A 25,729-nucleotide genomic window follows, 5' to 3' on the forward strand; every position below is an offset into this window, starting at 1 on the left:
TCGCACGCTGGGAACATGCAAATGATGAAGCTGACTGGCGGGATCCTTCTTGCAGCACTGCTGGCAAGCGCTGCCCATGCGCAGACCAATGCAGGCGAACAGAAATCCGATCCCAACCTTCCCTTCACCATCACCAAGGTGGCGAGCTTCGATCTGCCTTGGCGCATCGCGTTCCTGCCCGATGGCCGCATGCTGGTGACCGAGAAGGTCGGGCGCGTCGACCTGGTTACGCCGCAGGGCGCCAAGACCGAGATCGAAGGTGTTCCGCCCAGCTATGTCAAAGGTCAGGACGGCATGCTGGGCGTCTTCCTCTCGCCTCATTACGCCACCGACCACGCGGTGTATCTCACTTATGTCGCGCCGGGTGACTATGGCGGCGGCGTGGTGCTGGGCCGGGGTCGGCTCGTGCTGGATGGCAAGCAGCCCCGGCTGGACGACTTTCAGGTGTTGTGGCGCCAGATGCCCACGGGCATGGGCGGCCAGCCCGGCGGTCAGATCGCCTTCTCACCGGACGGCAAGTACCTCTTCCTCACGCTGGGCGACCGGCAGCGCTTCACCCCGGCGCAGGATCCCGACCAACCGGCAGGCAAGATCCTGCGGCTGACGCTGGATGGCAAACCCGCGCCGGGCAATCCATGGGCGGGCAAGGTCGGCGCTCGCACCATTTCGCTGATCGACCTGGCGGCCGATACCGAGAAAGCCAAGACGGCGCCGGTGGTCAGCACCTATACGTTCCCGGGTCCCAACCTGACGCCGGCCGAAACCTGGACCACCGGCCACCGCACACCTTATGGCCTGGCCTTTGGTCCCGATGGTCGACTGTGGGAACTTGAGCATGGCCCGTCCGGCGGCGACGAGCTGAACCTGATCCAGCCCGGCAAGAATTACGGCTGGCCACTGGTCTCGTATGGCAAGAACTATAACGGCGTACCCATTCCAAGCCCGGATACGCGGCCCGATCTCGCCAAGCCAGTGATCTATTGGACGCCGGTGATCGCGCCGGGCAACCTCATGTTCTACAAGGGCAACCTGTTCCCGCAGTGGAAGGGTAGCGCCTTGCTCAGCGGACTGGTCAGCCTGGGCATTGTTCGCGTCACGTTTGATGGCAAAGGTGGCGCCACTGAGATCCAGCGCTGGAGTGTCGGCAAACGCATCCGTGATATCGAAGAGGCACCGGATGGCTCACTCTGGATGCTGGAGGACGCCCAGCCCGGCGGCCTGTATCACCTCATGCCGAAATGATTCGACGAACCGGCACCCACTTTGGGACACGGTCCGGCAAGAAGCCCAAGGACGCCTATACGGCCATAGGATGAACAGGGCGGCGAACGTGTCAAGGAAGCAGGAGGAGATGTGCGGCGACAGTCCTCCGGACCGCCTCCCTGCTCTCGGAGACGCTTTCTGGTCATCAACATGCTGATCAGGCGCGGCGCCTGATCCCTTGATCAGGGCGCTTCGTTTTCAAGCATCGGATTTCTGACGCCGCCCACCACCCTCCTCCGTCTCCCCGGGCCATGGGGCGCCACCTACTAACGAATGAATGAGTTGGCGCGTTGCGCCTCGCGAGCCAGCCCGTAGCGCGCCTGCAGCACCAGCCAATAGAACGGTGACGTATCCAGCACGAGTGCAAGCCGTATGGCTTGCCGGGGAGTCATGGGGCGGGTATCGGTGAGGAACTCCCTGAGATGTGGCGCACGGATACCTGTACGTCGAGCGAGTTGCTGGTGATTCATCGTGGCCGGAAGCATGTAGTCGAGCAGCAGCACCTCGCCGGGGGAGCGCAGTTGCAGTGAAGGATCCACGTCCATGCGTGGCGAGAGTTGGATCAGTTCCATGGCTTGTCGTCCCTGTCGGGCACAGCCGCACGGCGGATAGGCGCTTACAGCGCTCCGTGTCGGTGAATGCCTAGTGGCTTTGTCGGTGATCGCCCGAGTGCAGCGCATCGCCATGTCGGCCGATGCGCCTCGACGGCGATCATCGGTGGCGTGGTGCGTTCACTTGGGGCTCGTGACCGAGCAGACTGGCGTATTGCTGGAGGCACTCGATGGCGGTGCCAAGGCTGGCCGTGATGACCGCGGGAAGCGGCCATTCCAGTGGCCTGCCGGGGAATCCGCGCGCTCGCGCCTTGCTGCACTGTTCGCTGTCGTAGCGCAGGCGCGCAAGGGCGAGCACCGCCAAGGCGATGTCGCTGCGGCTGCAGGAATGCAGAGTTTCGGGCCATGCCACGCGCGTGGGTGGCGTGTCGCCAGGGGAAGGAGTGAGGGTGCCGTCAGAGGGAACGGACGCGCGAATGCGTGCCGTATGATCGCAGATAGCCATGATCAACGTCCGGTAGTTGGTGATGGTTAGCGGGTCGTGGGTGTTAGTGGCACTCACGGCCCGCGCCTCATGACTTGGTCGTCATGGTCATTCGCGAGACCCTTCAGCGAGACGGCGCGAATGACGGCCTGACCCTAACAAGCAGGGTCGGCATCGTCTGTCACGGATAAGCGAGATGAGTGTCCGCCGGGCTCAGGGTGGGCATGACGGCGATCAGGCGGCAAAACGTCGGCGCGCTACTCATGCAGAACCCGGCGAAATTGCAGGCCTGGCAGGCGCTTTTAGCCTGCGCGGCGGTCGGATACGCCCCTCGATCAAGGCGGGACCTCGCCCTCAGGCCCAACGCAGACATTAGACTGTCCGCCAAGGGCAGACGGGTGCAGCGGGGGAAACGTCGGCCCGCCATCTGCGCGCATCGCGCGCTACAAGACGTGGAGGAGCGATGCTGGTTCTGATTGGTGTGGCGATCGTCGTGATCGGCTTCGCGCTTCGCTTCAATGCGCTGCTGGTGGTGACGGTCGCCGGCCTCGCGACCGGGCTCGCCGGTGGCCTGGGTCTCGTCGACATCGTCAGCGCATTCGGCAAGGCGTTCACCGAAAACCGCTACATGGGGCTGATCTGGCTGACGCTTCCGGTGATTGCGCTGCTCGAACGCAATGGACTCAAGGAACAGGCGCGGCGGATGATCGGACGAGTACGCGCGGCCACGGCGGGCCGCGTGCTGATGCTGTACTTCGTGATTCGCCAGGTCACCGCCGCACTCGGCCTCACGTCGCTCGGCGGCCACGCGCAGATGGTGCGGCCGCTGATCGCACCGATGGCGGAGGCCGCGGCCGCAAACCGGCACGGTGAGTTATCGGAAGCCGTGCGCCAACAGATTCGTGCGAACGCATCCGCCGTGGATAACATCGCGGTGTTCTTCGGCGAGGACATCTTCATCGCCATCCAGTCGATCCTGCTGATCAAGGGCTTTCTCGAACAGAACGGCATCATCGTGGAGCCGCTGCAGGTATCGGTGTGGGCCATTCCCACCGCGATCGCGGCACTCCTTATCCACTGCACGCGGCTCTCCCTGTTCGATAGCCGGCTCGCGCGGACCTTCGCGGCACCCGTGAAGAAGGATCCGCGATGATCGGGCTCGAGGCGCTTTACACGATCGCGGGTTTGATGTTCGCGGCGTTCGCGATTTTCAACCTGACCGACCGGACGAATCCGCGGCGCGTCGTGAACTTTGCGTTCTGGATGATCTATGCCGCGACTTTCCTGTTCGGCGCCCTGCTGCCGCATTTCGTGACGGGCTGCCTCGCGATTACGCTGGCGGTGATCGCCGGCTCTGGCAAGCTTGGGCGCGGCAAGACCAAGGCGCGCAGCGCGACCGCGGCCGCGCGACGTGACGCCGGGGCACCTCGCCTGGGCAACCGGCTGTTTCTGCCCGCACTGTTGATTCCCGCGGTGACGCTGGCGGGAACGTTCGCGTTGAAGCACGCGTCGTTCATCGATACGAAGAACGTGACGCTGATTTCACTCGTTCTAGGCACCCTTGTCGCGTTCGGCGTCGCGCTCGTGATGCTGCGCGACTCGCCGGCACACGGGCTTCGGGAAGCGCGCTACACGATGGACGCGGTCGGCTGGGCCGCGATCCTGCCGCAGATGCTTGCGGCGCTCGGTGCGGTGTTTGCGGTCGCAGGCGTCGGCGGCGTCGTATCCGGGCTGGTGACGTCCTGGATACCGATCGATTCGCCGATCGCCATCGTTGTGGCGTATACGGTCGGCATGGCGTTGTTCACGATGATCATGGGCAACGCGTTCGCCGCGTTCCCGGTGATGACGGCCGGCATCGGGCTGCCGCTGATCGTCCACAGTTCCACGGCAATCCGGCGATCCTCGGCGCGATCGGGATGCTGAGCGGCTTCTGCGGTACGCTGATGACGCCGATGGCCGCGAACTTCAACATCGTGCCCGCCGCGCTGCTCGAACTGAAGGACAAGAACGGCGTGATCAAGGCGCAATGGCCGACGGCCGTGCTGCTGCTGGTCGTCAACACGGTGCTGATGGCCGTGCTCGTGTTCCGGTTCTGACGCATTATTTCCATGAGCGAGATGCCAGTGACTTCCGTACTCACACCTACGATCGCGTCGAAATTCGCATCGCTCGCACTTGCGCACCTCACGCGCGAGTATCCGAACAAGCTCACGCATGCGCTCGCCGGGCCGCAGGACGTCGCGGGACCGCGCGCACTGCATCCGATCTTCTACGGCAGCTACGACTGGCATTCGTGCGTGCACGGCTACTGGCTCGTACTGCATCTGCTCGAACGTTTTCCTGGGCTGCCGGAAGCGGCGCACGTGACGGCCGTCGTCGATGCACATTTCACCGATGCGAATGTCGAAGGCGAGCGCGCCTATCTCGACCAACCGCACCACCGTGGATTCGAGCGGCCCTATGGTTGGGCATGGATTCTCGCGCTGTCCGCGAAGCTCGATGGGCTTGCTGCGGGCAACGTGATACCGCAGGCATCGCGCTGGAAAGCGACGTTTTCGCCGCTGACCGACGCGATCGTGGATCGCTTCGAGGCCTTCCTGCCGAAGGCGACTTATCCGCTGCGCGTCGGCACACATTACAACACCGCCTTCGCACTTTCGCTGGCCTACGATTTCGCGCGAGGGACACAGCGCGAGTCGCTTGGTGCGCTGATCGTGGAGACGGCGAAGCGCTGGCACATGAACGACGTGGCGTGCCAGGCATGGGAGCCTTCAGGTGACGAGTTCCTGTCGCCGTCGCTGATGGAAGCGGAACTGATGCGGCGCGTGCTGCCGCCGGAAACGTTCGGCGGCTGGCTCACGCGGTTCCTGCCGGACCTCGCGCAAGGTGAACCCGCGACGCTGTTCACGCCGGCAACGGTCAGCGACCGCAGCGACGGCAAGATCGCGCATCTCGACGGGTTGAACCTCAGCCGTGCATGGTGCATGCGAGCCATCGCTCGCGCTTTGCCGGAAGGCGACATGCGCCGCAAGCGGCTTTTCGATGCGGCCGAGCAGCATCTCGACAGTGCACTCGCCCATGTCGCGGGCGACTACCTGGGCGAACACTGGCTCGCGACGTTCGCCACGCTGGCACTGGAGGCGTGACGGGACGCACGGCCGTTCATCACGCGGACCAGCGGTCGCCCAATGGCCAGTGCTTTCCCTCACCAAATCTCAATGATGCTCGTGGAAGCCTGCTTATCGGACTTCCACGCCTTGATGACTATTCTGGCCGGTATGAAGCTGCCGCCCTTGTATTCGGGCAGTGCGGTGTAGCGACAGATGCGGCCTTCTCGCATGTGTGCCATGACCGTGCCGTCCACAAGCGTCTTGAGCCGAGCGGCCTTCCTGGGAACGAAGCAGATATTCGATGGGAGATCCTTTCCTCCGAGCTCCGGAGGCCATAGGAAGATCCGGTCCAGGCGTCCACATGCGAACAGCTCTTCAGCGCGACCCCAGGTGCGCACATTCGAGAAGTCGCGTGCATGCCTCCATCGGTGGACGCGGAACAACGCGATGAGTGAGCGAATAGATCCCAGCATTCCCTCCACCACCATCCCTATTGCAGACACGGTTCGAATTGCGTGACCCATCGGGGCCGGTCGAGCCAGGGCAACCCGGTCTGAGGCTCGCCGCGGGTTGTCCCCGGGCTGTTCAAGCCGGCCGCATATGGCGGCCGGCTTCGGGCGTCTTCATGCAAGCTGCTTACCAACGCACGCGCACGCCTAGGTTGGCTGCTTCCTCTCGGTATTTGCTTCCCTGCAGCTCATGCGTGGCCGACAGCACGCCGAACAGGCTCACGCTCTTGTTGAGCTTGGCTTCGACGCCGGCATCGACACGTAGCGCCAGCCCCAGGTCCTGGTTTGGAAGCGCCAGGCCATTGCCGACTTCGCCCGGCTCAAGAACCTGCAGTGCGTTCCTTTCGTGGGTGAGCGAATCCTGCATGGCAATCGATACCCACGGTTTGATGGTGGCGCCGCCATCGGTGGTGAACATCTTTTCCGTGCGCAAGCCGGCGCGGGCGTTGCCCACCCAGTGGTTGTTGAAGGTCAGCTGTCGGTTGCCGTTATCAACGACGTCGTTCCAATGCACCTGCGTGGCAACCAATTGCAGGCTCGGCTCGACGGACCAACCGTTGTCCATTTCGACGCGGCGACCGACCTTGGCACTCACCGTCACGCTCCCTCCGTGCAGGGATTGCACGAAGCCGTCCGTGGTGCGCACGCGTGCACGTGTCCGCTGGCCGCTCACGACCGTGTCCAGGTAAAGGCCATTGTTCCAGAAGAGGCCGGTGTACCAGCCGCCGACGGGGGTATCGAGGCGGATGCGGGAGGCGCCGACGACAGGCATGCCGGTCGAGTTGGCGCCGGTCGTCATGTAGTTGCCGTGCACGTAGCCCAGGAACGCACCGAAATGTCCCGAGCCCGACTGGTTTTCTCCGGCATAGTCGAAGCCTACGTACATGCCGGCGTCACTACCCGAAGTGGCGAAGCCGGGGTTGGCGCCAAGATCCCTGTTGCTGCCCGTGGCTGCCACCCAGAAGCCGTGGCAATCGTCATACAGCCCCACGCCGGCCTGTCTTTGCTGCTCGGGCTTGTTGCCGCACATCAGGTGTTCGGTATCGCGAATGCCTGCAAGGCGCTGGTGGATCAGGTCATCGTCCTGACGCGCCATCAATACGCCCAGCGTCGGCAGCACGGCGTAGGCCGGGAATTCCGGCAGCAGGCCCGCCTGCGCATTCAAGTACCAGTTGTGGTCCGATTCCTGGCCGAAGGTCCAGGGGAACGCGCTGCCGTCCAGGCGGACTGCGCCGTCCACCGTCTTGGCGGGCACGAACGTGCCTGCCGTATTGGGATTGTCGTTGGGGCTGGAGATCACCAGGATCGATACCTTGCCGGCCCCGGAAACCTTGCTGCCGTCGCTGTCGAACGACACGGCGGTGGTGCCGCGCACGTCCCCGGCGACGTCCAGGCCGCCAGCGCTGAGGTTTTGACCCGACACACCTACGCGAAGCGTGCCGTTGTTGCCCGTGTAGTCGCCGCTGATCGACAGCCGATTGGTTCCCACGTCGACCAAGCCTGCGTTCTCCACGCTGGCGCCCAGCGCCGCACCGGCCTGGGCCGTCAACTGCGAGCTGCCATCGATGGCGAGCACGCCGCCTTGCAGGTCAAGCGCCGAATCGAGATTCAGTCGGCTGGCGTCGTTGAGCTCCACGCGCTCCCATCCGGTGAGCGTCGGCAGCGTTTTGCTTTCCAGCGAGAGGCCACCGAAGCTCAGTCGATCGTTGCCTGCGCCACCGGCCAGTGCGGTGACGCCGCTCGGGTCGCCACCGACGAAGGAAACCACGTCGTTGCCATCGCCGAAGTCGAAGGCGCCGACCACCTTGCCCATCGAGGTGAAGGTGTCATCGCCGTTGGTGCCGCTGTAACGGCCTTCGACCTGCAGCGTCGCACCGGACGACACGGTGGTGTTCTGTGCCGCGATGCTGCCGGCAGCCGTCACGTCGAGGATGCCTTCGCGCACGTTCACCGTGGTGAAGTCCGAACTTGCCGGACCATTGACGTTCAACACGCCCTGCCCGGTCTTGCTCAGGATTTCGAACGACTGCACCGCGCCGAGGTTGGCGGTCGTGGCGATGTCGGCGTTGAAGGTGTCGTTGCCGGCGCCGCCCTGCACCGTTCCGTCGATGTGCGTGTTGTCGTGGATGGTCAACGTGTCGTCGCCATCACCCAGGTCGAGGATGCTGCCGGCGGTGTCGAGCGTACCGGCCACGTCGAGCACATCGTTGCCTGCGCCCAGGCTGCCCGTGGCGTGCAAGGTGCCGCCCTCGCCCACCTTCACCGTATTGGCGCCGGCACTGCCGGTGATCACCAGGGCCGTGGCGCCGGTGTTCTGCACGGTGCCTTCGACATTGAGCACCGTGCCGTCGGCCAGGCTCATGGTCGGTGTTTCAAGCTGTCCGGCGACGGTCAGCGTGCCGCCGTTGATGGCGGTGCCGCCGATGAAGCTCTGGCTGCCGACCAGCGTTGCCTCGCCAGCGTTGTTCTTCTGCAGGAACTCGAAGTTGGTCGTGCGGGAGGCATCGAAGGTCAACGCGCCGGCATTGTCGAGCACCACGGTATCGCCAGCGTTGTGCCCGCCGCCGCTGATGGTGGTGGCCAGCACGGCGCCGTCCTGCAGCGTCAGCGTATCGTCGCCGCCGCACATGTCGATGGTGCCCGTGCCGGAGACCGTGCCGGCCACGGTCATGCTGTCCGCGCTGTTGCCGCAGCCGAAGCTGCCATCGACATTCAGCGTGGCGCCGGCCGCAACGACGGTGGTGAGCGAGCTGCCCGCGGCCGCCACCACGCTGGCGCCGGCAGCGACGTTCATGGTGCCGCCAAGCACGCTTACTTCCTGCAGGTCGGTGCTGGCCGGGCCGTTGATGTTGAGTACGCCGGTACCCGTCTTGGTCACGCCCTCGAAGTTCACCAGGGCGCCCAGGTCGGCAGTGAGATTGATGTCGTAGACGCGGGTATCCAGGCCGGCGCCGCCATCGACGATGCCGTTCACTACCGTGCCATCGTGCACTACGAAGCTGTCGTTGCCATCGCCGAGTGCAAAGACGCCGCCCGCGGTGTCCAGCGTGCCGCGCACGTCGAGCACGTCCGCGCCGGCACCCAGGTCGCCGGTGGCCAACGCGGTGCCCGTGATGTTCACGGTATTGACGCCGGAGCTTCCCGTGATCGCGGTCGGCGTGGTGCCGCCGGCATTCAGCGTGCCCGCCACGGTGAGCGTGGTGTCGTCGGCCATCGTCACCGTTGGCGTGCTCAGGTTGCCCGTGACCGCCAGCTCGCCACCATCGATGGTCGTGCCGCCGATGAAATTCTGGTTGCCGACCAGGGTCGCGACGCCGGTGTTGGTCTTGGTCAGGTATTCGAAGTTCCTGACCGTGCCCGAGCCGAACGTCAGTGCCTGCGCATTGTCCAGCACCACCGTGTCGCTGGCGCTTGGGGCGCCACCGTCGAGCACGCCCGTGAAGCCGCTCAGGTCGGCGCCGTCGCGCAAGGTCAGCACGTCATCGCCATCGCCGAAAGCAATCGTGCCGCTGCCTGTAAGTGCGCCGGCCACCGTCATGCTGTCGTTACCGGCCGAACCGTTGTAGTTGCCGTCGACATTCAGCGTGGCGCCGTTGGCCACGGTGGTCGTGACCACGCCGTTGAGGCTGCCGGCCATGCCCACGTCCAGCGTGCCGCCGTCGACGTTGACGGTGGTGAAGTCCGACGACGCAGGGCCGGCCACGGTCAGCTTGCCGGTGTTCGTCTTGGTCAGCGTTTCGAAGTTCGTGGCACCGCCCAGCACGGCCGTGCCGGCGATGTCCGCCGTGAGCGTGTCGTTGCCGGCGCCACCATCGATGGCCGTCGTCAGGCCGCTAAGGTCGGCGCCGTCCTTGATGATCAGGTTGTCGTCGCCATCGAGCATGTTGATGGAACCCAGCCCGCTGACGTTGCCAGCCACGACGAAGGTGTCGGCACCGGGCGTGAACACCACGCTGCCGTCCACGTTCAAGCTGGCGCCATGCGCCACCGTTGCCATCTGCACGCCGCTGAGGCTGCCGGCCACGCCGACATCGAGCATGCCGCCGTCGACGTTGACGGTGGTGAACGCGGACATGGCCGGGCCATTGATGTGCAACGTGCCGGTGTTGGTCTTGGTCAGCGTTTCGAAATTCACCGCGCCACCCAGCACGGCACTGCCGGCCAGGTCGGCCACGAAGGTGTCGTTGCCCGCGCCGCCGCTGACGGGGCTGCTCAGGCCGGAAAGGTCGGCGCCATCCTGGATGGTGAAGGTGTCGTTGCCATCGCCCATGTCGAGCACGCCGTTGCCGGCGACGGTACCAGCGACAGTGAGGCTGTCGTTGCCCGCCGTGAACGACAGGTTGCCGTCCAGCCTGAGCGTGGCACCGTTGGCCACGGTCGCGTTCTGTACGCCGGTGATGCCGCCGGCCGCGCCAACATTGAGCGTGCCGTCCCGCACGTTGACCGACTCGAAGCTCGATTGCCCGGGCCCCGTGACGTTGAGCACGCCCGTGCCGGTCTTGGTCAGGATCTCGAAGTTGGTCAGCGCGCCGAGGTTGGCGCTGGTGTTGATGTCCGGATTGAAGGTATCCAAGCCCGCGCCGCCATCGACCGTTCCCAGCACGGTGGTGCCGTCATGGATGGTGAAGGTGTCGCTGCCGTCGCCGAGGGAAAGCACGCCGCCTTGCGTAACGAGGGTGCCTGCGACATCCAGCACGTCGCTGCCGCCGCCCAGGTCGCCGCTCGCCACCAGCACCGCGCCGGTGCCCACGTTGATGGTGTTGGCGCCGGCACTGCCGGTGATGACCGCGTTGGTGCCGCCTGCTCCGCCCACCATGCCGTTGACGTTGAGCACGGTGTCGTCGCTCATCGCGATGGTCGGCGTCTGGAGCGTGCCGGCGACTGTGAGCGTGCCATCGTTGAGCATGGTGCCGCCGCTGAAGCTGTGCGCGCCGGTGAGCGTTGCTTCGCCCGCGCCATCCTTCTGCAGCAGTTCAAAGTTGGTGACCTGGCCCGCGTCCAGTGTCATCGCGCTGTTGTTGTTCAGTACCACCTTGTCGGCGGTACCCGCGTTGCCGTCGATCGGATGGGCAAGGCTGAGGTTGGCGCCGTCGTTGAGCGTCAGCGTGTCGTCGCCGCCGCACAGGTTGATGATGCCGTTGCCGGTGACGTTGCCCGATACGGTCATCGTGTCGTCGCCGGCACCGCATCCATAGTTGCCGTCCACGTTCAAGGTGGCGCCCGTCGCGACCGTGGTGGCCAGCGAGCTGCCACTGGTCGCGACGATGCTGGCGCCCGCGGCCACGTTCATGGTGCCTTCGAGCACCTGCACGTCCTGCAGGTCGGTCGCCCCCGGTCCATTGACGTTGAGTACGCCTGTACCCGTCTTGGTCACGCCTTCGAAGTTCAGCAAGGCGCCGAGATTGGCGGTGGTATTGATCGCATAGGTGCGCGTATCCAGCCCTGCCCCGCCGTCGATGGTGCCGATCACCTGGGTGCCGTCGTGCACCACGAAGTTGTCGTCGCCGTCGCCCAGCGAGAAGACGCCGCCGCCGGTGTCGAGCGTGCCGGCCACGTCCAGCGTATCGACGCCGGCACCGAGATCGCCATTCGCCAGCAACGTGTCGCCGGCAGCCACCGATACCGTGTTGCTGCCCGCGCTGCCGTTGATCTGCGCTGGCGTGCCCGCGCCTGCGCTGAGCGAGCCCGAAACGTTGAGGATGGTGTTGTCCGCCATGTCGACGGTGGGCGTCTGCAGCGTGCCCGCCACATCCAGGGTCCCGCCATTGATCGCGGTGCCGCCGGTGAAGCTTTGCGTGCCCGTCAGCGTCGCCGTGCCGGTGTTGTCCTTCTGCAACAGTTCGAAGTTCGTCGTGCGGCTGGCGTCGAACGTGAGCGAGCCGCTGTTGTCGAGCACCAGCGTATCGCCGGTACCGGTGCCGCCGCTGATGGTGTTGTTGAGTACCGCGCCGTCCTGCAGCGTCAACGTGTCGTCGCCACCGCACAGATCGATGGTGCCGCTGCCCGAAACCGTGCCGGCGACGGTCATCGCATCGTTCTCGGCGCTGCAGCCGTAGCTGCCGTCTACATTCAGCGTGGCGCCGTTGGCCACGGTCGTGGTCAACGGGATGCCGGGGGCGCCGACCACGCTGCCGGCCGCCGTCACGTTCAGCGTGCCCGCCGACACGTTCACCGTGTTGAAGTCCGAGCTGAGCGGACCGTTGATGTTCAGCACGCCGGTGCCGGTCTTGGCCAGCGTTTCGAAACCCTGCACCGCACCCATGTCCGCCACCGTGTCGATGTGCGTGTCGAGCGTGTCGTTGCCTGCGCCAGCCGTCACCGTGCCGATGATGTTGGTGTGCTCGTGGATGGTGAGGGTGTCGTCGCCATCGCCCAGATCGAGCGAGAGCGTGCCGGTATCCAGCGTGCCAGCCACGTCCAGCACGTCATTGCCGGCACCCAGGCTGCCATTGGCGAGCAAGGTTCCGCCGGCACCCACGGTGACGGTGTTGCTGCCGGCGCTGCCGGTGATGGTCGTTGCAACACCGCTTGCGGCCTGGAGTGAGCCGTTGACATTGAGCGTCGTGTCGTCGGCCATCGTCACGCTTGGCGTCGTGATATCGCCGGCCAGCGTCAGCGCGCCCTGATTGATCGTGGTGCCGCCGCTGAAGCTCTGCGCGCCGGTGACGATGGCCAGTCCCACATTGTCCTTCTGCAGGAACTCGAAACCGGTCGTCTGCGTGCCGTCGAGCACCAGGCCTGACGCGCTGTCCAGCACCAGGCGGTCACTGGCGCCGGCGCCACCATCGACGCCCGCCCCGGTGATCAGCGCGCCGCTCTGCAAGGTCAGCACGTCGTCGCCAGCACCCAGGGCCAGCGTACCGGTGCCGGTATCCAGTTCACCCGCGAGCGTGACGGCATCGTTGCCGTCGCCCAGGTCGCCATTGGCGGCGAGGATGCCGGTGCTGCCGACGGAAATGGTGTTGCTGCCGGCACTGCCGGTGATGAGCGCCGGATTCGCACCGGCGTTGATCGAACCGTCGACGTTGAGCGCCGTGTTGTCCGCCATGGAGATGCTGGGCGTCGCCATGGTGCCCGCGACGTCGAGCGCACCGCCATCGATGTGGGTGCCGGCGCCGAAGGCCTGGCTGCCGGTCAGCGTCAGCGTGCCGGTGTTCTGCTTGGTCAGCACGTCGAAGGTATCGATGGCGCCACCGTCGAGCGTATAGCCCAGTGCGGTGTCGACCACCAGGGTGTCCGTGCCGTTGCCGCCGGACGCGTTCACGCCGCCGCCCAGCATCTGCGCGCCATCGTGGAGGATAAGCGTGTCGTCGCCGTTGCCCAGGCCCAGCGAGCCGGTGCCGGTATTCAAGGTGCCGCGCACGTCGACGACGTCGCTGCCGTCACCCAGATCGCCGCTGGCGAGCAGCGTGGCACCAGCGCCCACGGTGACCGTCTGCGCTCCGGCATCACCGGAGAGAGTGGTCTGCGTGCCGCCGGCGGCCTGCAGCGTGCCGTTGACGGTCAGCGCCGAGGTGCCGGTCATGCCTACCGTGGGCGTAGCCAAGGCGCCATTGACCTGCAGCGTGCCGGCGCCGATGGTGGTGGCGCCGATCTGGTTGTTCGCCGACGTCAGCACGCTGGTGCCGGTACCCACCTGCGCCAGGGTGCCAGGGCCGCTCAACGTGCCGCTGAAAGTAAACGTATCGCTGCGATTGAGGGATAGCGTGGACGTCGGCGAATCGACGATCACGTTGCCCGCACCGGCGTTGCCGGTGGTGCCGCCATTGCCGATCATCAGGTTGCCGTTGTTGATGACGGTATTGCCGGTGTAGCTGTTGTTGCCGGTGAGGATCCAGGTGCCCGAGTCGTTCTTCGCCAGCGTGGTGGCGCCGGTGCCGTTGTTGGCGATGGCGCCGCCCATCGTATTGGCACCCGTATTCGTGCCGCCCAGGGCGATGGTGCGCGGTGCGTTCGTGCCAAGCAGCGCCACCGTGCCGGTGTTGGTGAACTGCAGCGCGCCGGTGCCGGAAGATTCGATATAGGTGACGCCGGTATCCAGCGTGAACTGGCGGTCGGTGCTGTCACCGGCGCCGGTATAGCGCAGCGTGGAACCATTGCCGATCACCAGGTTCGCCGCCGCATTGGACGAGGCGCCGATGCTGCTGGCCAGGCCGCCGTTGGCCATCTGGTCCACGCTGAGCACGCCACCGCTGATGCGGGTGATGCCGGTGTAGGTGCTATTGGCGTTGCTCAGGCGCCAGGTGCCGGTTCCCGACTTGGTCAGCGAGGTGACGCCGGCGCCGTTGTCGTTCAACTGGCCCGAGAACAGGTTGTCGCCGGTGTTGGCGCCGGTCAAGGTCAAGGTCCGGGCGACATTGGAACCGGCCAGGACCACCGCGCCAGTGTTGGTGAACTGGACGATGCCGGTGCCGGCGGAGGTGATCGTGCCGCCGCTGGTGCCCAGGGTGAACTGACGGTCGGTGCTGCTGCCGACACCGACGTAGTTCAGCGTGCCATTGATCACCAGGTTGGACGGATCGGAGGTCGAGGCGCCGATCGAGCTGTTGAGGCCGCCGTTCGCCAGGCAATCGACCGACAGGATGCCGGCGTTGACGGTGGTGGGGCCGGTGTAGCTGCTGTTGCAGCCAGCGAGCCGCTGGTTGCCGCTGCCATTCTTCACCACGTTGCCACTACCGCTGATGACGCCACTGTAGGTCTGATTGGCGCCATCGAGGATGGTCAGCGTAGCGTTGCCCAGGGCAACGTTGCCGCCGTTGGCGCCGCCGGCGATCAGCGAGGTCACTGCCGTGTTGAAGCCGTTGAGGTCCAGCAACACGCCAGCGGTGTTGTCCAGCGTCATGTTGCCGCTGGGACCGAACGCGTTGGTGGTACCGGCGCGCAAGATGCCACCCGTGACCTGGGTATTGCCTGTCGAAGTGTTGGTGCCCGACAAAACCACCGTTCCTGGTCCATCCTTGCGGAACCAACCGGTGCCAATGACCGCGCCTGAGAACTCCAGCGTGCTAGCGGCGTTGCTGACACCGATGGCACCGATATTGGCCTGCAGTTGGAAGCCCCGATCGATGGCGATGCTGCCCCCCGTATAAGTCAGGACCGCATTGTTGAAAACCAGATTGGTCGATGCCGCACTGGACGCACCGATACCGCTGGCCTGCCCGCCATTGGCCAGGCAGTCGGTCGTGATGCTGGCGCCCTGCAGGCTGGTGACGCCGGTATAGGTGTTGTTGCAGCCGTTGAAGGTCTGCGTGCCGCCACTGGTGCGCGTGACACCACCCGTGCCGCTGATCACGCCAGAATAATTGCCGTTGCCGCCGGCGATGGTCAGGGTTGCCGAGCCGAGCGTGACGTTGCCGCCATTCACGCCGCCGCCATTGAGCGGGCCGATGGTGTTGTTGAAGTTGTTGAGGTCCAGCAGTACGCCGGCGGCATTGGCCAGCGTCATGGTTGCCGCGGTGCTGGGCGCGCCGAAGGCCTGCGTCGAGCCGGCGCGCAATACGCCGGCGTTGACGGTGTTGGGCCCGGTGTAAGTGTTGATGCCGGAAAGCACCAGGGTGCCGGCGCCGTTCTTGGTCAGCGCGCGGTTCCCTCCGGCCTGCTGCGCGACGATGCCACTGACGGTCAAGGTGGTCGCTGCATTGCTCACGTCCACCGTGCCGTTGCTTGCCCCGAGGGTGAAGCCACGGTCGGTACTGGTGGTGGCGCCGGTGTACTGCAGCCCGCCGCCATTAAGCACGAGGTTGGCCGATGCGCTGCTGCCTGCGCCGATACTGCTCGCCTGCCCTCCGTTGGACAGGGTGGTCGCACTCAGCAGGCCGCCGCTGACCGTGACGATGCCGGTAAAGGCGTTGGCCGGGTTGGCGAGCGTCAGCGTGCCGGGGCCGCTCTTGAGGAAGTTGGCGCCGTCCGGGCTGCTCACCAGTCCGCTCAAGGTGAGGTTGGCGCTGGCGTTGGTGACCTGCACGCCGCTTTCGATGATGGCGCCGGACTTGGCGAAGGTGAAGCCGCGGTCGCTGGTGTCACCCGTTCCCGTATAGCTCAGCGTGGCACCTTCCAGCGACAGGTTGGACGAAGCGGCGGACGATGCGCCGATGCCGCTGGCGACGCCGCCGTTCTGGATGCTGCTCACCGCCAACGTGCCCTGGGCCACGCGCGTGGCGCCCGTATAGCTGTTGCCGGTGTTGCTCAACGTCACCAGGCCGGTACCGGCCTTGACGAAACCCGTGCCCGTGCCGTTGTCGACGATCTGCGAGGCGACGGTGAAGTTGCCGGTGCTGTTCTGCTGGATGCCCAGGTCGCCACCGTTGGCGCCGGTCATCATGCCGCCGGTGATCACCTGGTTGGTGTTCAATACCGTGGGCGCCACGATGATGGTGCCGTCCACGCCCAGGGTCTGGCCCGGGCTCACGGTCACGGTGGTGGACTTGGGGGCCGTATAGCGCAGGCCCGCCAGCTGCTTGGTGCCACTCACCGTATTGAAGAAGCCGGTCGAATCGGTGATGTACTCGCCGCCCAGCCAGTTGGCCGCATTGTCTTTGTTGGTGTAGTCCAGCGATGTGAACGCAAGGATGTTGCCGCCCACCACCTTGGCGTAGTCGGTGCCGTTGACGGTCGCCCATCCTCCGAGCGTGGTATTGGTGGTGGTGATGTTGCCGCTCGTCGGCAAGTTGAAATTGATCAACCCACTGGTGCGCGTGATGGCGCCCAGGTTCACGGTAAGGCTGCCACCGGTGCCGGACTTGGCATCGATGGTGTTGTTGCTGGCGGTGACGTTGAGGCCGTTGAAGGTCTGGGTGTCGCTCTCGCCGGCGGCGCCGACGACGTTGAGCCGGCCGCCGGCCATATTGAGCGTGGAGCTGCCGCTGATGATGTTGCTCGTCGGCCCGCCCGCGGGGCTGAAGTCCAGGGCGAGCACGCCGCCGCCAATCGTGGTGGCGCCGGTATACGTATTGGCGCCGGTCAAAGTCTGCGTGCTGGCGCCCAGCTTGGTAAGGCCGCCGCTGCCGATGATGTTGCCGGCATAGGTCGCGGTGGTGCCTGTCGCCGCCTGCAGGGTGAGTGTGGCGGTGCCCAAATCCACGGTGCCGCCCGTGCCGGCGAGCGTACTGAAGGTCCTATCGAAATCGTTGAGGTCCAGCGTGCCACCGTTGACCTGTGCACTGGTGGACGCGCCAAACGCATCGGTGGTGCCCGCGCGCAGTACGCCGGAGTCGACAATGGTGCTGCCGGTATAGGTGTTGGTGCCGGTCAAGACCCAGGTGGCAGCTCCCGCGCTGCGCAGGTTGCCGGTGCCGGAGATGACGCCGGAAATGAGGTTGTCAGCACCGGTAAAGCTGCCGCCGAGCGTGGCGGTGCCACCAAGGGCGACCGTGCCGCCCAGGGACAGTGCACCGGTGCCGTCGCTGTTGAGCGAACCATTGGAAAGCGTCCAGTTCTTGTTGGTCGACTCGCCGACGCCGACATAGGAGAGATTGCCGCCGTTGACGTAGATCGTGCCCGCCCCCAGGGATCCGGCAACGCCAGCGTTGGCGAGCACCGATGCCTCGACCTTGCCGGCGCCGCCTATCTGCGCCTGACCCGTAAACGTGTTGGCGGTACCGAGCCGGATCGTGCGCCCGGCGTTGCTGCTGAACGTGACGGTGCGGGTGTCGTTGGCGCTGATCACACCAAGCAGTTCCATGTCGGCCGATTGGGCACCGAAGCCGATGGGATGCCCACCTGCTCCAATACCGGCAATGTTGCCGGTCAGTCGCAGCGTGCCACTGCCGGCGTTATACAGGTAGGCAGAGCCGTTATAGGAACCCGGATTCATCTGCCAGTTGCGGTTGGAGCTGTTGCCGGTGCCGGTGTAGTACACCTGATTGGCGCCCAGAGACTGGCCGCCCCCGGGCCCGATCAGGATGGTTCCGTTGGCCACGGTCGTGGGCGCGCCCAAGGCGCTCGCCACGCCCAGGTCCGCTACCGAGCTGAAGGCGTTGTAACTACCCGACCAACCGGTTTGGGTGGTGAACTGCGTTTGCCCCAGATAGTTGTTCGCGTTGTTGGTCAGCGACACACCATCGGCAACGTGCAAGCCACCGGTGCCGGTATAGAACAGGCTGCCGACCGCCCCGCCGATATAGCCGATGCCACCCGTGAGATTGACGGTGCGGTTCGAGATCGTGCCTGACGACGAGAACGATCGCCCGTTGGCCAGATAGATCTGGTTGGCGGCATCACCCAGCGCCGCGTTACCGATCGTACCGATGCTGAGGTTGCCGCCGGTGACGTTGATGTTTCCGGTAAAGCTGTTGGCCGCGTTCAAGACCAGGCCGCCACCGCTGACGGTGAGGGCGCCGCCAAAGCTATTGCTTCCATTGAGCGTCAGCGTGCCGCCGCCGGCCGTGGTCAACCCGCCGGCGCTGGTGATCGGGGACGCGATGGTGCTGGCGCCGGTCGTCACCGTAATGGTCGGGCTCGCGCCACCGAGCGCCAGGCTGCCGCCCGTGAGCGAATAGCCGGTGGTCTGGAACGTGAGGTTGTGGGCCGTCATCGTCCCGCCCAGGGTCACCGTACCGGCGGTGCCGCCGAAGTAGGCATCGTAGAGGGCGGCGTTGTTCCAGGTGCTGTACGGACCGCTGGTGCCGTCGCTGTTCGGGCTCCAGAACGCATTGGTGGTGTCCCATGTACCGGTGCCGCCGTAACCAAGGGTCGTGCCGTTGACGTCCCAGTAGCGATCAACGGCGTACGCCGGTGCATGCAACGCCAGCAATGCGGTCAGGATGCCAAGCCGTAGTGGCCAGGGAGAGCTGGCGCTTGCGAAGGACACGTGATCGGACGTGATGCCATCGAGGGCACGACGATCGATGCCACCGCAGCCCTTGCCGCGACGCGTCGCCAACTCGGACGCCACTACCCAGGTATGCAGCGCCCGGGACCAGATGACACGAAAAATGCGATTCATGAGCCCTGTCTCCCCTGATGGCTCCAATGGATGCGCTGATCAGTCCGTTCGCCCTCTGGCGCGGACGCCCGCATACGTTGCGGCACGATCAAGCACTGCGCGGAGCGTCCCATGGGCGCTCCAGAATGTTTGGACGAACGCGTCGCCTTCGAACGCGTCGTGACCGGAATGCTCGATCGCATCCAGTGCATCGGCTGCCTGGTCTTCACCGATGAAGCGGCAGCCCCATGCCGTGCGATGTGCGAGTTCGCGCACGTGCATCCATTCTCCGGCGACGACGGCGTGCTCCATCTGCCGGAGATCGTTGCTGACCATGTGGTGAAAGACGCACAGCACGACGCCGACCCGGCACACGTCATTGCCGAGCAATGCAGCCAGTGACGGATACACCGGACGCTCCTCATGACGCGTGGATTCCATCGCCCGTTCCCTTTCCAGGAGAATCTCGCTTGCCGCCCACGGCGAAGGCAGCGCTGCAGGTCCAGCGCAAAGGCTAGGTTCGGCACGCCTGCTCGACCAGTGGGAAAAATCTTAGGGTGATCGATGTCCAACGCCCTGCCCTCCGAAAAACCGGTGAGTTCTCCGGGCGCACTGCGGCCGGCTTGTCATGTCGAGGTGGCAAGGTTGCCTACGGAGGGAGCACCTCGGAAGGCCAGAAAACTGAAACCTCCGGTTGCTCCAGGACGAACTGGCCGAAAGAGGCCAGTCGCGATGCCAACTTGTCGGGCACGCACACCGCTACCCGTTGGAAGAGAACCGGCGCAACCAGCCCGCACGATGCAGGTGAGCGCCAAAGCGGCGAAGGTCGCCGCCGCTCGGTCAGGACGTTACGGAAAGCGCGATCCTGGCAAGGCTCGGCGCTTCGGCGGGCCATCTCCCAAGCTATCGGACCCGCTGCATGGCGGAAGCTCAGGAATTGGCAACGTCAGGTTGCCTGGGCGCGAACGGACGTGAGCCGGCGGCCCGTGTTGCTGGCCCTTTTGAGGACCCTATACCACGCGTACGCCCCGAATGTTCGATGGCGCGTGGCGCCAGAACGCGTCGTTCTCGAAACGCCGAAAGATATCCGGCGGCAGGACCGTCTCGCGTCCGCGTGCCTGCACCTTTGCGGCAACGGCATGCAAGCCCGGCATGCCGGTGCGATCATCGAACGCGCCCACATCGAAATGCACGTTGTCGAAATCGTGATTGAATGCCGGCTCACCGACGAAATCGTAGACGGCCGCCATGGCCATGGCGGGATCTCGCACCAGCGTTTCGTACTGCAGCAGCATCAGGTGGGGCGCATGCTCGCCAAAGAACGCATCCTTCAGCGCATTGTAGGAGTAACCCAGGATGCCCTCGCCCGTGGCGAACCCCTCGACCCGGTTGTAGATGGTGCCGCGCGTGTCGAAGTTGACCATGAAGGAGGGTCGCAAGGTGTTCTTCTGGACCGCACGCTCAAGGCTGTCGACGATCCATGAGACATGCCGAACGCAGGCAATGATGCGGTAATCAGGAAACAGTCCGCTCAGCACCGGCAGCTTCGCGCACCATGTACGGCTGGTATCGAAGATGACGCTTGCCGTCATCTCCTGACCGTAATACCCGTCGAAAAGCCCGCGCAGGACACGCCGCCGTTGTTCGTTCGTGATGAAGGTGGACAGCTCGTTCCGGTCACTCATCTCGCCCAGCATCGCGTCGACCATGCCTGCGAGCGGACTGCTCATGTGCGCGTGAAACCGGGGGTTCTGCCGCAGCAATGCAGCCAGCAACGTGGAGCCAGACCTGGGCAGGCCCGAGATGAAATGAATGGAACGCATGACTTCCCCTTCCAGTGCGCTGCTCGCGAAACAGCCTTCATTGCACATGATGCATCGTGCATCGAAGACTACCCGTTGCAGTGCCGTCAGTGTCAAGGCGCTCAGTGCCTCGCGTTGAACCTGTCGTTGGCGAGGGGCGCAGCCAAGGCACAGGATGATCGTCACGAAAAAAAACGGGGCGAAAGCCATCCAGCTTTCGCCCCGTCGCGACCGTCTCTCGACGCTCAGGCTAGCCCCAGGGGTTGGAGTAGCCAGTGCACCTTCGACCCAGGGACGGATCCGAAGTCGATTCTGCCGAAAGCAGGGGGTGGACTACCTCCGGCGGGTGCACGCCCAATTTAAGTGGCCAGCCGGAGCGCCCGGAAGATCATGGTTCGGCAACATCCGGTTGCCCGGACGCGAACGACTTCAAGGCGGCACGATCTTCATGTGGGCGAAGCCATTCCAGGCAGCGAGACGGCAGGCACGCCATGCAGTCGCGAACCCAGGAACTCGATCAAGGCCTGCACCTTCTTCGAGTGCCGCCTGCTTTCCGGGTAGACCACTACGATCTTTTCCGCCGATGGCATGAAATCGACCAGTACTGGCTGCAGGCTGCCATCGGCAAGCGCGGCCTCGACGACATAGCGCGGCGTCAACAACAAGCCAAGCCCGGCCCTGGCAGCGTGGGCGAGCTGAATCCTGCAGGTGCTCCGCAGGCGCTCGCGCACGCGAAAGGCCCGCGGCTCGCCTTCGGCGAGCAATGTCCAGAAGCTTCCGGAACCTTCGTGGGTATAGAACAGCCCATCGTGGCCATCGAGGTCCGCCGGATGCTGCGGTCGGCCGCGCACATCCAGATAGTCCGAGCTGGCGCATAAGACAAAGGGCACGGCGTTGAACGATCTCGTCAGCAGGCCCGAGTCCGGCTGCCGGCCTTCGCGGAACGCAACGTCGTAGCCTCCGACCTGGAAATCCGGCCGCAGGTCGTCCGCCTCCACGTCGAGCGTCAATGAAGGATGGATTTGCGCAAACTCCGCGAGCAACGGCGCCAGCACGGCGCTCAACAAGGCGGAAGAAACCGAAAGGCGAAGTCTGCCACCCAACACGTTGTTGTGGCCGTTGACGAATTCATGCGCACTTTCGATTGCTTCGAGGATGCGCGCACATTTGGCGTAATACACCGCGCCCACCTCGGTCGGGCGGATGCGGTTGCCGGCGCGGTCGAGCAAGGCAACGCCCAGTACCTGTTCGAGGTTGCGAATGCGCCGGCTCGCCACGGACTTGACCACCCCGAGGCGCAAGGCTGCCTGCGAAATGCTCGACGTCTCGACAGCTGCGACAAAGGTCGCCATGTCGGCGAATTCGATCATGGTGCACCGCCTTCATGATCAACGACCCACCCCGCAACGCCTTGCTCGACAGCGTCGCGCAGTGCTGCTGCGAGCACATCGCGCTGCGCGTCGGCAGCCACCACGACACGACGATGCCTGCGCTGCCAGCCGCCCGCCACGGCACGCGCGTGGCGGTGCGACAGCAGAACAACGGGAGCGCCGGCGCCGAGATCATGCAGGCGATAAACCAGTCCGGCACCAGGCTCGCCGGCGAAAGTATCGGAGAGCACCACCAGGACCGTGCGCGCTTCGCAGGCCGCTGTCTCCAGTCCGGACAGGCTCGCCGCGACATGTGCGTCCAGCCCCATATCGGCAAGCAATGTCGCGACGGTCCTCGACAAGACGGGATCGTCAACGGCAACCACCGCACACCTGCCCTGTCGCGCGCTCTTGAGCACGGCCGGCGCGGATGGCGGCTGGGGCAACAGGACGCGTACCCGCGAAAGCCCGGTGTCCTTGCTGTCCCTCTCGACGTCGAACTGGCCGCGCAGTGCCCGCACCAGTCGATGGCAGGCGCGCAAGCCCCACGGTACGCCTGCCTGCGCGGGATCGGGAAGGCTTGCGGTATCCGCATGCCAATCGACATGCGCATCGATACTTATCAGCAGGTCGCCGCCTGGCGTATCCAGCCGCACCACGACACCCGGCTTGCGCGCCCCGTCCAGCGCAAGCGTGATGAGCGTGATGAGCAATTGATACACGCGCGGATAATCCATCTCCGCTGCGGCGGACTTTCCGGCGTCGGAGGCGACCTCGATGACGAGGTGACGGCCTTCGTCCATGCTGAAAAGTCGCTTCAGCTCACCAGTGAGCGCCTTCAATGCGATGGGCTCGGACGTACTGGATCCCTCGGCGCGTGCCCGGCTCCCTCGCAACAAGTGACCATAGTTGAGCAGTTGCGCTTCAAGGTAGACCGCCGTGCGCTGGATGTAGCCAAGGGCGCTCATCGCCTCCGGATGTTCGGCGCAATAAGGGGCAAGTACCCGCGCGTGGCCAACCAGTGCATCCAGCCTGGCGCGCGCATCATCCGAGATGCTCTCCAGCAGGCCAACCCGCCGCCGCAACGACTGCTCTCGCTGCTCCTGCTGGCGCAGCTTATCCTGGTGTTCCTTGTCCTTCGCGATGAGCTCTCGCTTGAGCCGTTGACCGGCAAGCGACGCCTCGTTTTTCATCTGCTGGAGTTCGCGCGCCTCCAGCACGCCAGCGGTGGCATCGAGCAGCACGAGATGCCGGAGATGGCCTTCGGGCACGACATGTACGTCGGCGTACCTGCCCGGCGAGAGTTCCACGGCACGCAGGAGTGGCGCGGCATCGCCCTGCCCCACCAGCAGGTCGCACAGAAGGCCGAGCAAGCTTTCACTGTCGTCCGCACCGGTGAAATAGGCCAGGTCGCCGAATGTATCGACCATGGTTTCGCCGTCGAACGTGACTACTACCGGTGCCTGCGCCTGCGGCAGGTCCGATGCGAAGCGGGATGAGCCTGGCCCGGTCACGACACTATCTTCCCGGCCAAGGCTTTGAACGCCTCCTCCACGGATGCGCCCGTCTTGGCGCTTACCTTGAACAATGGGAGCGTGCGCCCCGCCTGGGCCAACGTTTCGGGTGAAAGCTCCCATCGATCAGCCAGGTCGAACTTGTTGATCATCAGCACGGCCGGCAGTTCGCTGCCACAGGTTTCGCAAGCCTGCAGCCAGAGGTCCAGGGCGCTGGCAAAGGTGCTGTGCCGCGTACCATCGGCCACCAGCATCAGGCCGTGCGCTCCGCGCACGTAGTTGGCGCGCGTCTGGTCGATCATGCTCGACCCGGCGATATCCCACACCACCAGGCGCGCGGTGCGTTCGTCGTCCACGGGGACGGATCTGGTGTCGACCTTCACACCGACCGTGGTCAGGTAGGTGTCCGAGAATGTATTGCTTACGAAACGCGCAACCGTACTGGTCTTGCCGACGGCGAAGTCGCCGAGCAGGCAGATCTTGCGGGCTAGAACGTTCATGGAGTGGCGGACCCTGTCGGTTGCAGGTCGACGCGAATCAATGCGGCTCGCGTAATGCCGTGGAATTCCAGTGCGGACAAGGTATCCAGGTCGACTGCAATCCGGGCAGGTGGTCGAAGTACCGGCGTCAGGCGTTGCGCCAGCCATTCGGCCCTGCGCATGCGCAAGTCGCGATTCACCAGTGACCCACCCGGCTCGTCGGTCAGGCCGAATGCATGCAATTGCACGCTGATGCCCGCATTGGCGGCTTGCGCCTGTAATCGCTCGACATCGCCAAGCAACGATTGCAACGTCGTCTCTGCCGTCGCGTCAGGCGCAACTGCGGTATCGAAGCCGATACGCGCCGCTTCGATGCGCGCGACAAGCGAGCTGATCTCAGGCGAACCCCGATAGTCCAACTTGGACAAATCGACCCGCGTCACTCCCGGGATCATCTGGCTCCCGTGGCGCAGTCGATACCATTCCGCGAAGGGAACGGTGCCGGTCAGCTGCAACACGCCCGCGGCATCGGGCCCGTTGATCAGCGTCGAATCCACAGCCAGCACGCGCGCAGCACGACGAGCTACCAGGGCTGGCTCCAACGAGAGATAGGGCCGCAGCGACCAGTCGATGTGCATTGCCTGGCCGGATGGCTTCGTGCCGGGGTTCCAGCGCGCACCAGGGTCGCCACCGGCAGGATCGTACAAGCCATCGATCCGCAATTCGCCGCGTCGTGAAGAAGAGGCCTCGAGCAGAACGAAGCCCGGCCAGCGCATCAGGTCGGCGCGAACGGCGTGAACCTGTTGCGACCATTGCCATCCAAGCCATAGCCGATAGGACATCACGCCGAGCGCGGCGGCCAGCAACGCAAGCATTACCCAGCGCAGGCGTGGCTTGGCGCGCTCGCCCTCGACAGGCTGAGCCTGGTGAAGGTCCGCAAGCAGGTTGGGTTCGAGCAGGCCGCCGGCCGTATCAGGCGGCGCGGCAAGCCGCTTGCCATGACGTGCCTGCAGCTCCTCGCTCAGCTCGTCCATGCGAGTGGCGAGCGCCGAAGGTGGCACGCCCCTGACCAGGGCTGCCAGTCGCGCCTCGGGCCCGTCACTCACGAGCAACCGATATTCGCCGACGCTCGCCGAGCCGAGCTGGGCAGCACCCTCGGCGCGAACTGAATCGTGTACAAACTGCGCGATCGCGGTGAGCATACCTGCCACGGCGTCGGCATCGATGTCCGGCACGCCCGGAGCAGACAGGTGATCAAGCAACAGGCCGCTCTGATGCTGGATCAGGAACAGATGTTCGACGCGGTAGTGCAAGCGCTGCCGCAATACGACCTGGGCGTACGGCACACCGGTCCGCCAGGCCTCGAACCGCCAGCGCAGCACTTTCAGGCTCAACGTATCGGCCAGGGCCTGGTCGAGGTCATGCGCCATATGTCGCAACGCCTCGACCAGCGCACGACGGATGGCGGGGCCGATCACGGGAAATACGGCATGCACGACGGCCTCGGGCCTTCGGCGCACCGCGACTTCCAGCGATTCGGTGGTGGATTCGGACAGTGCGCGTGCAAGGCGTGACGCGCCCCCGGTGCGATTGGCCGATTCGATGCTCTCGGCCAGTGTCTCGGGCAACGCGTCGAGACGGCGGTCGATGCCATCCAACCGCTGCTGCTCGTCATCCAGCAACAGCAATCGAAGGTTTTCATACTCGCCGCGCATGGCGCCC

Annotated in this window: 12 protein-coding genes and 1 pseudogene; 4 read left to right on the plus strand and 9 right to left on the minus strand. The window is 65.1% G+C overall.

Going from position 1 to position 25,729, the window contains the following annotated elements; translation table 11 throughout:
* The first annotated feature begins 21 nt into the window (after nt 1-21).
* Nucleotides 22-1,242 (plus strand): PQQ-dependent sugar dehydrogenase, encoded by a 1,221-nt coding sequence (locus CA260_RS10435; RefSeq protein ID WP_111982819.1) that lies wholly within the window; start codon nt 22-24, stop codon nt 1,240-1,242.
* Between the two features lie 287 nt (nt 1,243-1,529).
* Here the strand turns inward: CA260_RS10435 and CA260_RS10440 are convergent, their stop codons facing one another.
* Both CA260_RS10440 and CA260_RS20895 read right to left on the minus strand, forming a co-directional pair.
* Entirely contained in the window at nt 1,530-1,835 is a 306-nt protein-coding gene (locus CA260_RS10440) for a HigA family addiction module antitoxin (protein WP_172461780.1), read from the minus strand.
* 139 nt (nt 1,836-1,974) lie between these two features.
* Entirely contained in the window at nt 1,975-2,376 is a 402-nt protein-coding gene (locus tag CA260_RS20895) for a hypothetical protein (protein ID WP_146745320.1), read from the minus strand.
* 385 nt (nt 2,377-2,761) lie between these two features.
* Between CA260_RS20895 and CA260_RS10455 the strand changes: the two genes are divergently transcribed.
* The 3 genes and pseudogenes from CA260_RS10455 (at nt 2,762) to CA260_RS10465 (ending at nt 5,447) form a co-directional block, all read left to right on the plus strand.
* Nucleotides 2,762-3,451 (plus strand): DUF969 domain-containing protein, encoded by a 690-nt coding sequence (locus tag CA260_RS10455; RefSeq protein ID WP_111982827.1) that lies wholly within the window; start codon nt 2,762-2,764, stop codon nt 3,449-3,451.
* Nucleotides 3,452-3,486: 35 nt separating this feature from the next.
* A pseudogene (locus CA260_RS10460) lies at nt 3,487-4,397 on the plus strand (DUF979 domain-containing protein).
* A 12-nt stretch (nt 4,398-4,409) separates the two neighbouring features.
* Nucleotides 4,410-5,447 (plus strand): DUF2891 domain-containing protein, encoded by a 1,038-nt coding sequence (locus CA260_RS10465; RefSeq protein WP_202864055.1) that lies wholly within the window; start codon nt 4,410-4,412, stop codon nt 5,445-5,447.
* 600 nt (nt 5,448-6,047) lie between these two features.
* Here the strand turns inward: CA260_RS10465 and CA260_RS10475 are convergent.
* From CA260_RS10475 to CA260_RS10505, 7 genes are all read right to left on the minus strand, one after another.
* Entirely contained in the window at nt 6,048-18,863 is a 12,816-nt protein-coding gene (locus CA260_RS10475; RefSeq protein ID WP_111982831.1) for an autotransporter-associated beta strand repeat-containing protein, read from the minus strand.
* 39 nt (nt 18,864-18,902) lie between these two features.
* A complete protein-coding gene (locus tag CA260_RS20900) occupies nt 18,903-19,283 on the minus strand; it encodes a hypothetical protein (RefSeq protein ID WP_146745321.1) in 381 nt (126 codons plus the stop codon).
* Nucleotides 19,284-19,852: 569 nt separating this feature from the next.
* A complete protein-coding gene (locus tag CA260_RS10485; RefSeq protein ID WP_238149676.1) occupies nt 19,853-20,854 on the minus strand; it encodes a sulfotransferase family protein in 1,002 nt (333 codons plus the stop codon).
* 236 nt (nt 20,855-21,090) lie between these two features.
* A complete protein-coding gene (locus tag CA260_RS10490; RefSeq protein WP_111982835.1) occupies nt 21,091-22,014 on the minus strand; it encodes a LysR family transcriptional regulator in 924 nt (307 codons plus the stop codon).
* Nucleotides 22,011-23,528 carry a hypothetical protein gene (locus CA260_RS10495; RefSeq protein ID WP_111982837.1) on the minus strand — a complete coding sequence of 506 codons (1,518 nt, stop codon included), beginning with the start codon at nt 23,526-23,528 and terminating at the stop codon, nt 22,011-22,013. Before CA260_RS10495 ends, CA260_RS10490 begins: the two co-directional genes overlap by 4 nt.
* Nucleotides 23,525-24,028, minus strand: coding sequence for a Rab family GTPase (locus tag CA260_RS10500; protein ID WP_111982839.1), 504 nt, complete (start codon nt 24,026-24,028; stop codon nt 23,525-23,527). Before CA260_RS10500 ends, CA260_RS10495 begins: the two co-directional genes overlap by 4 nt.
* A complete protein-coding gene (locus CA260_RS10505) occupies nt 24,025-25,722 on the minus strand; it encodes a hypothetical protein (RefSeq protein WP_146745322.1) in 1,698 nt (565 codons plus the stop codon). Before CA260_RS10505 ends, CA260_RS10500 begins: the two co-directional genes overlap by 4 nt.
* Between the last annotated feature and the right edge of the window lie 7 nt (nt 25,723-25,729).

Source organism: Dyella jiangningensis, assembly GCF_003264855.1.
Lineage (GTDB): Bacteria > Pseudomonadota > Gammaproteobacteria > Xanthomonadales > Rhodanobacteraceae > Dyella > Dyella jiangningensis_C.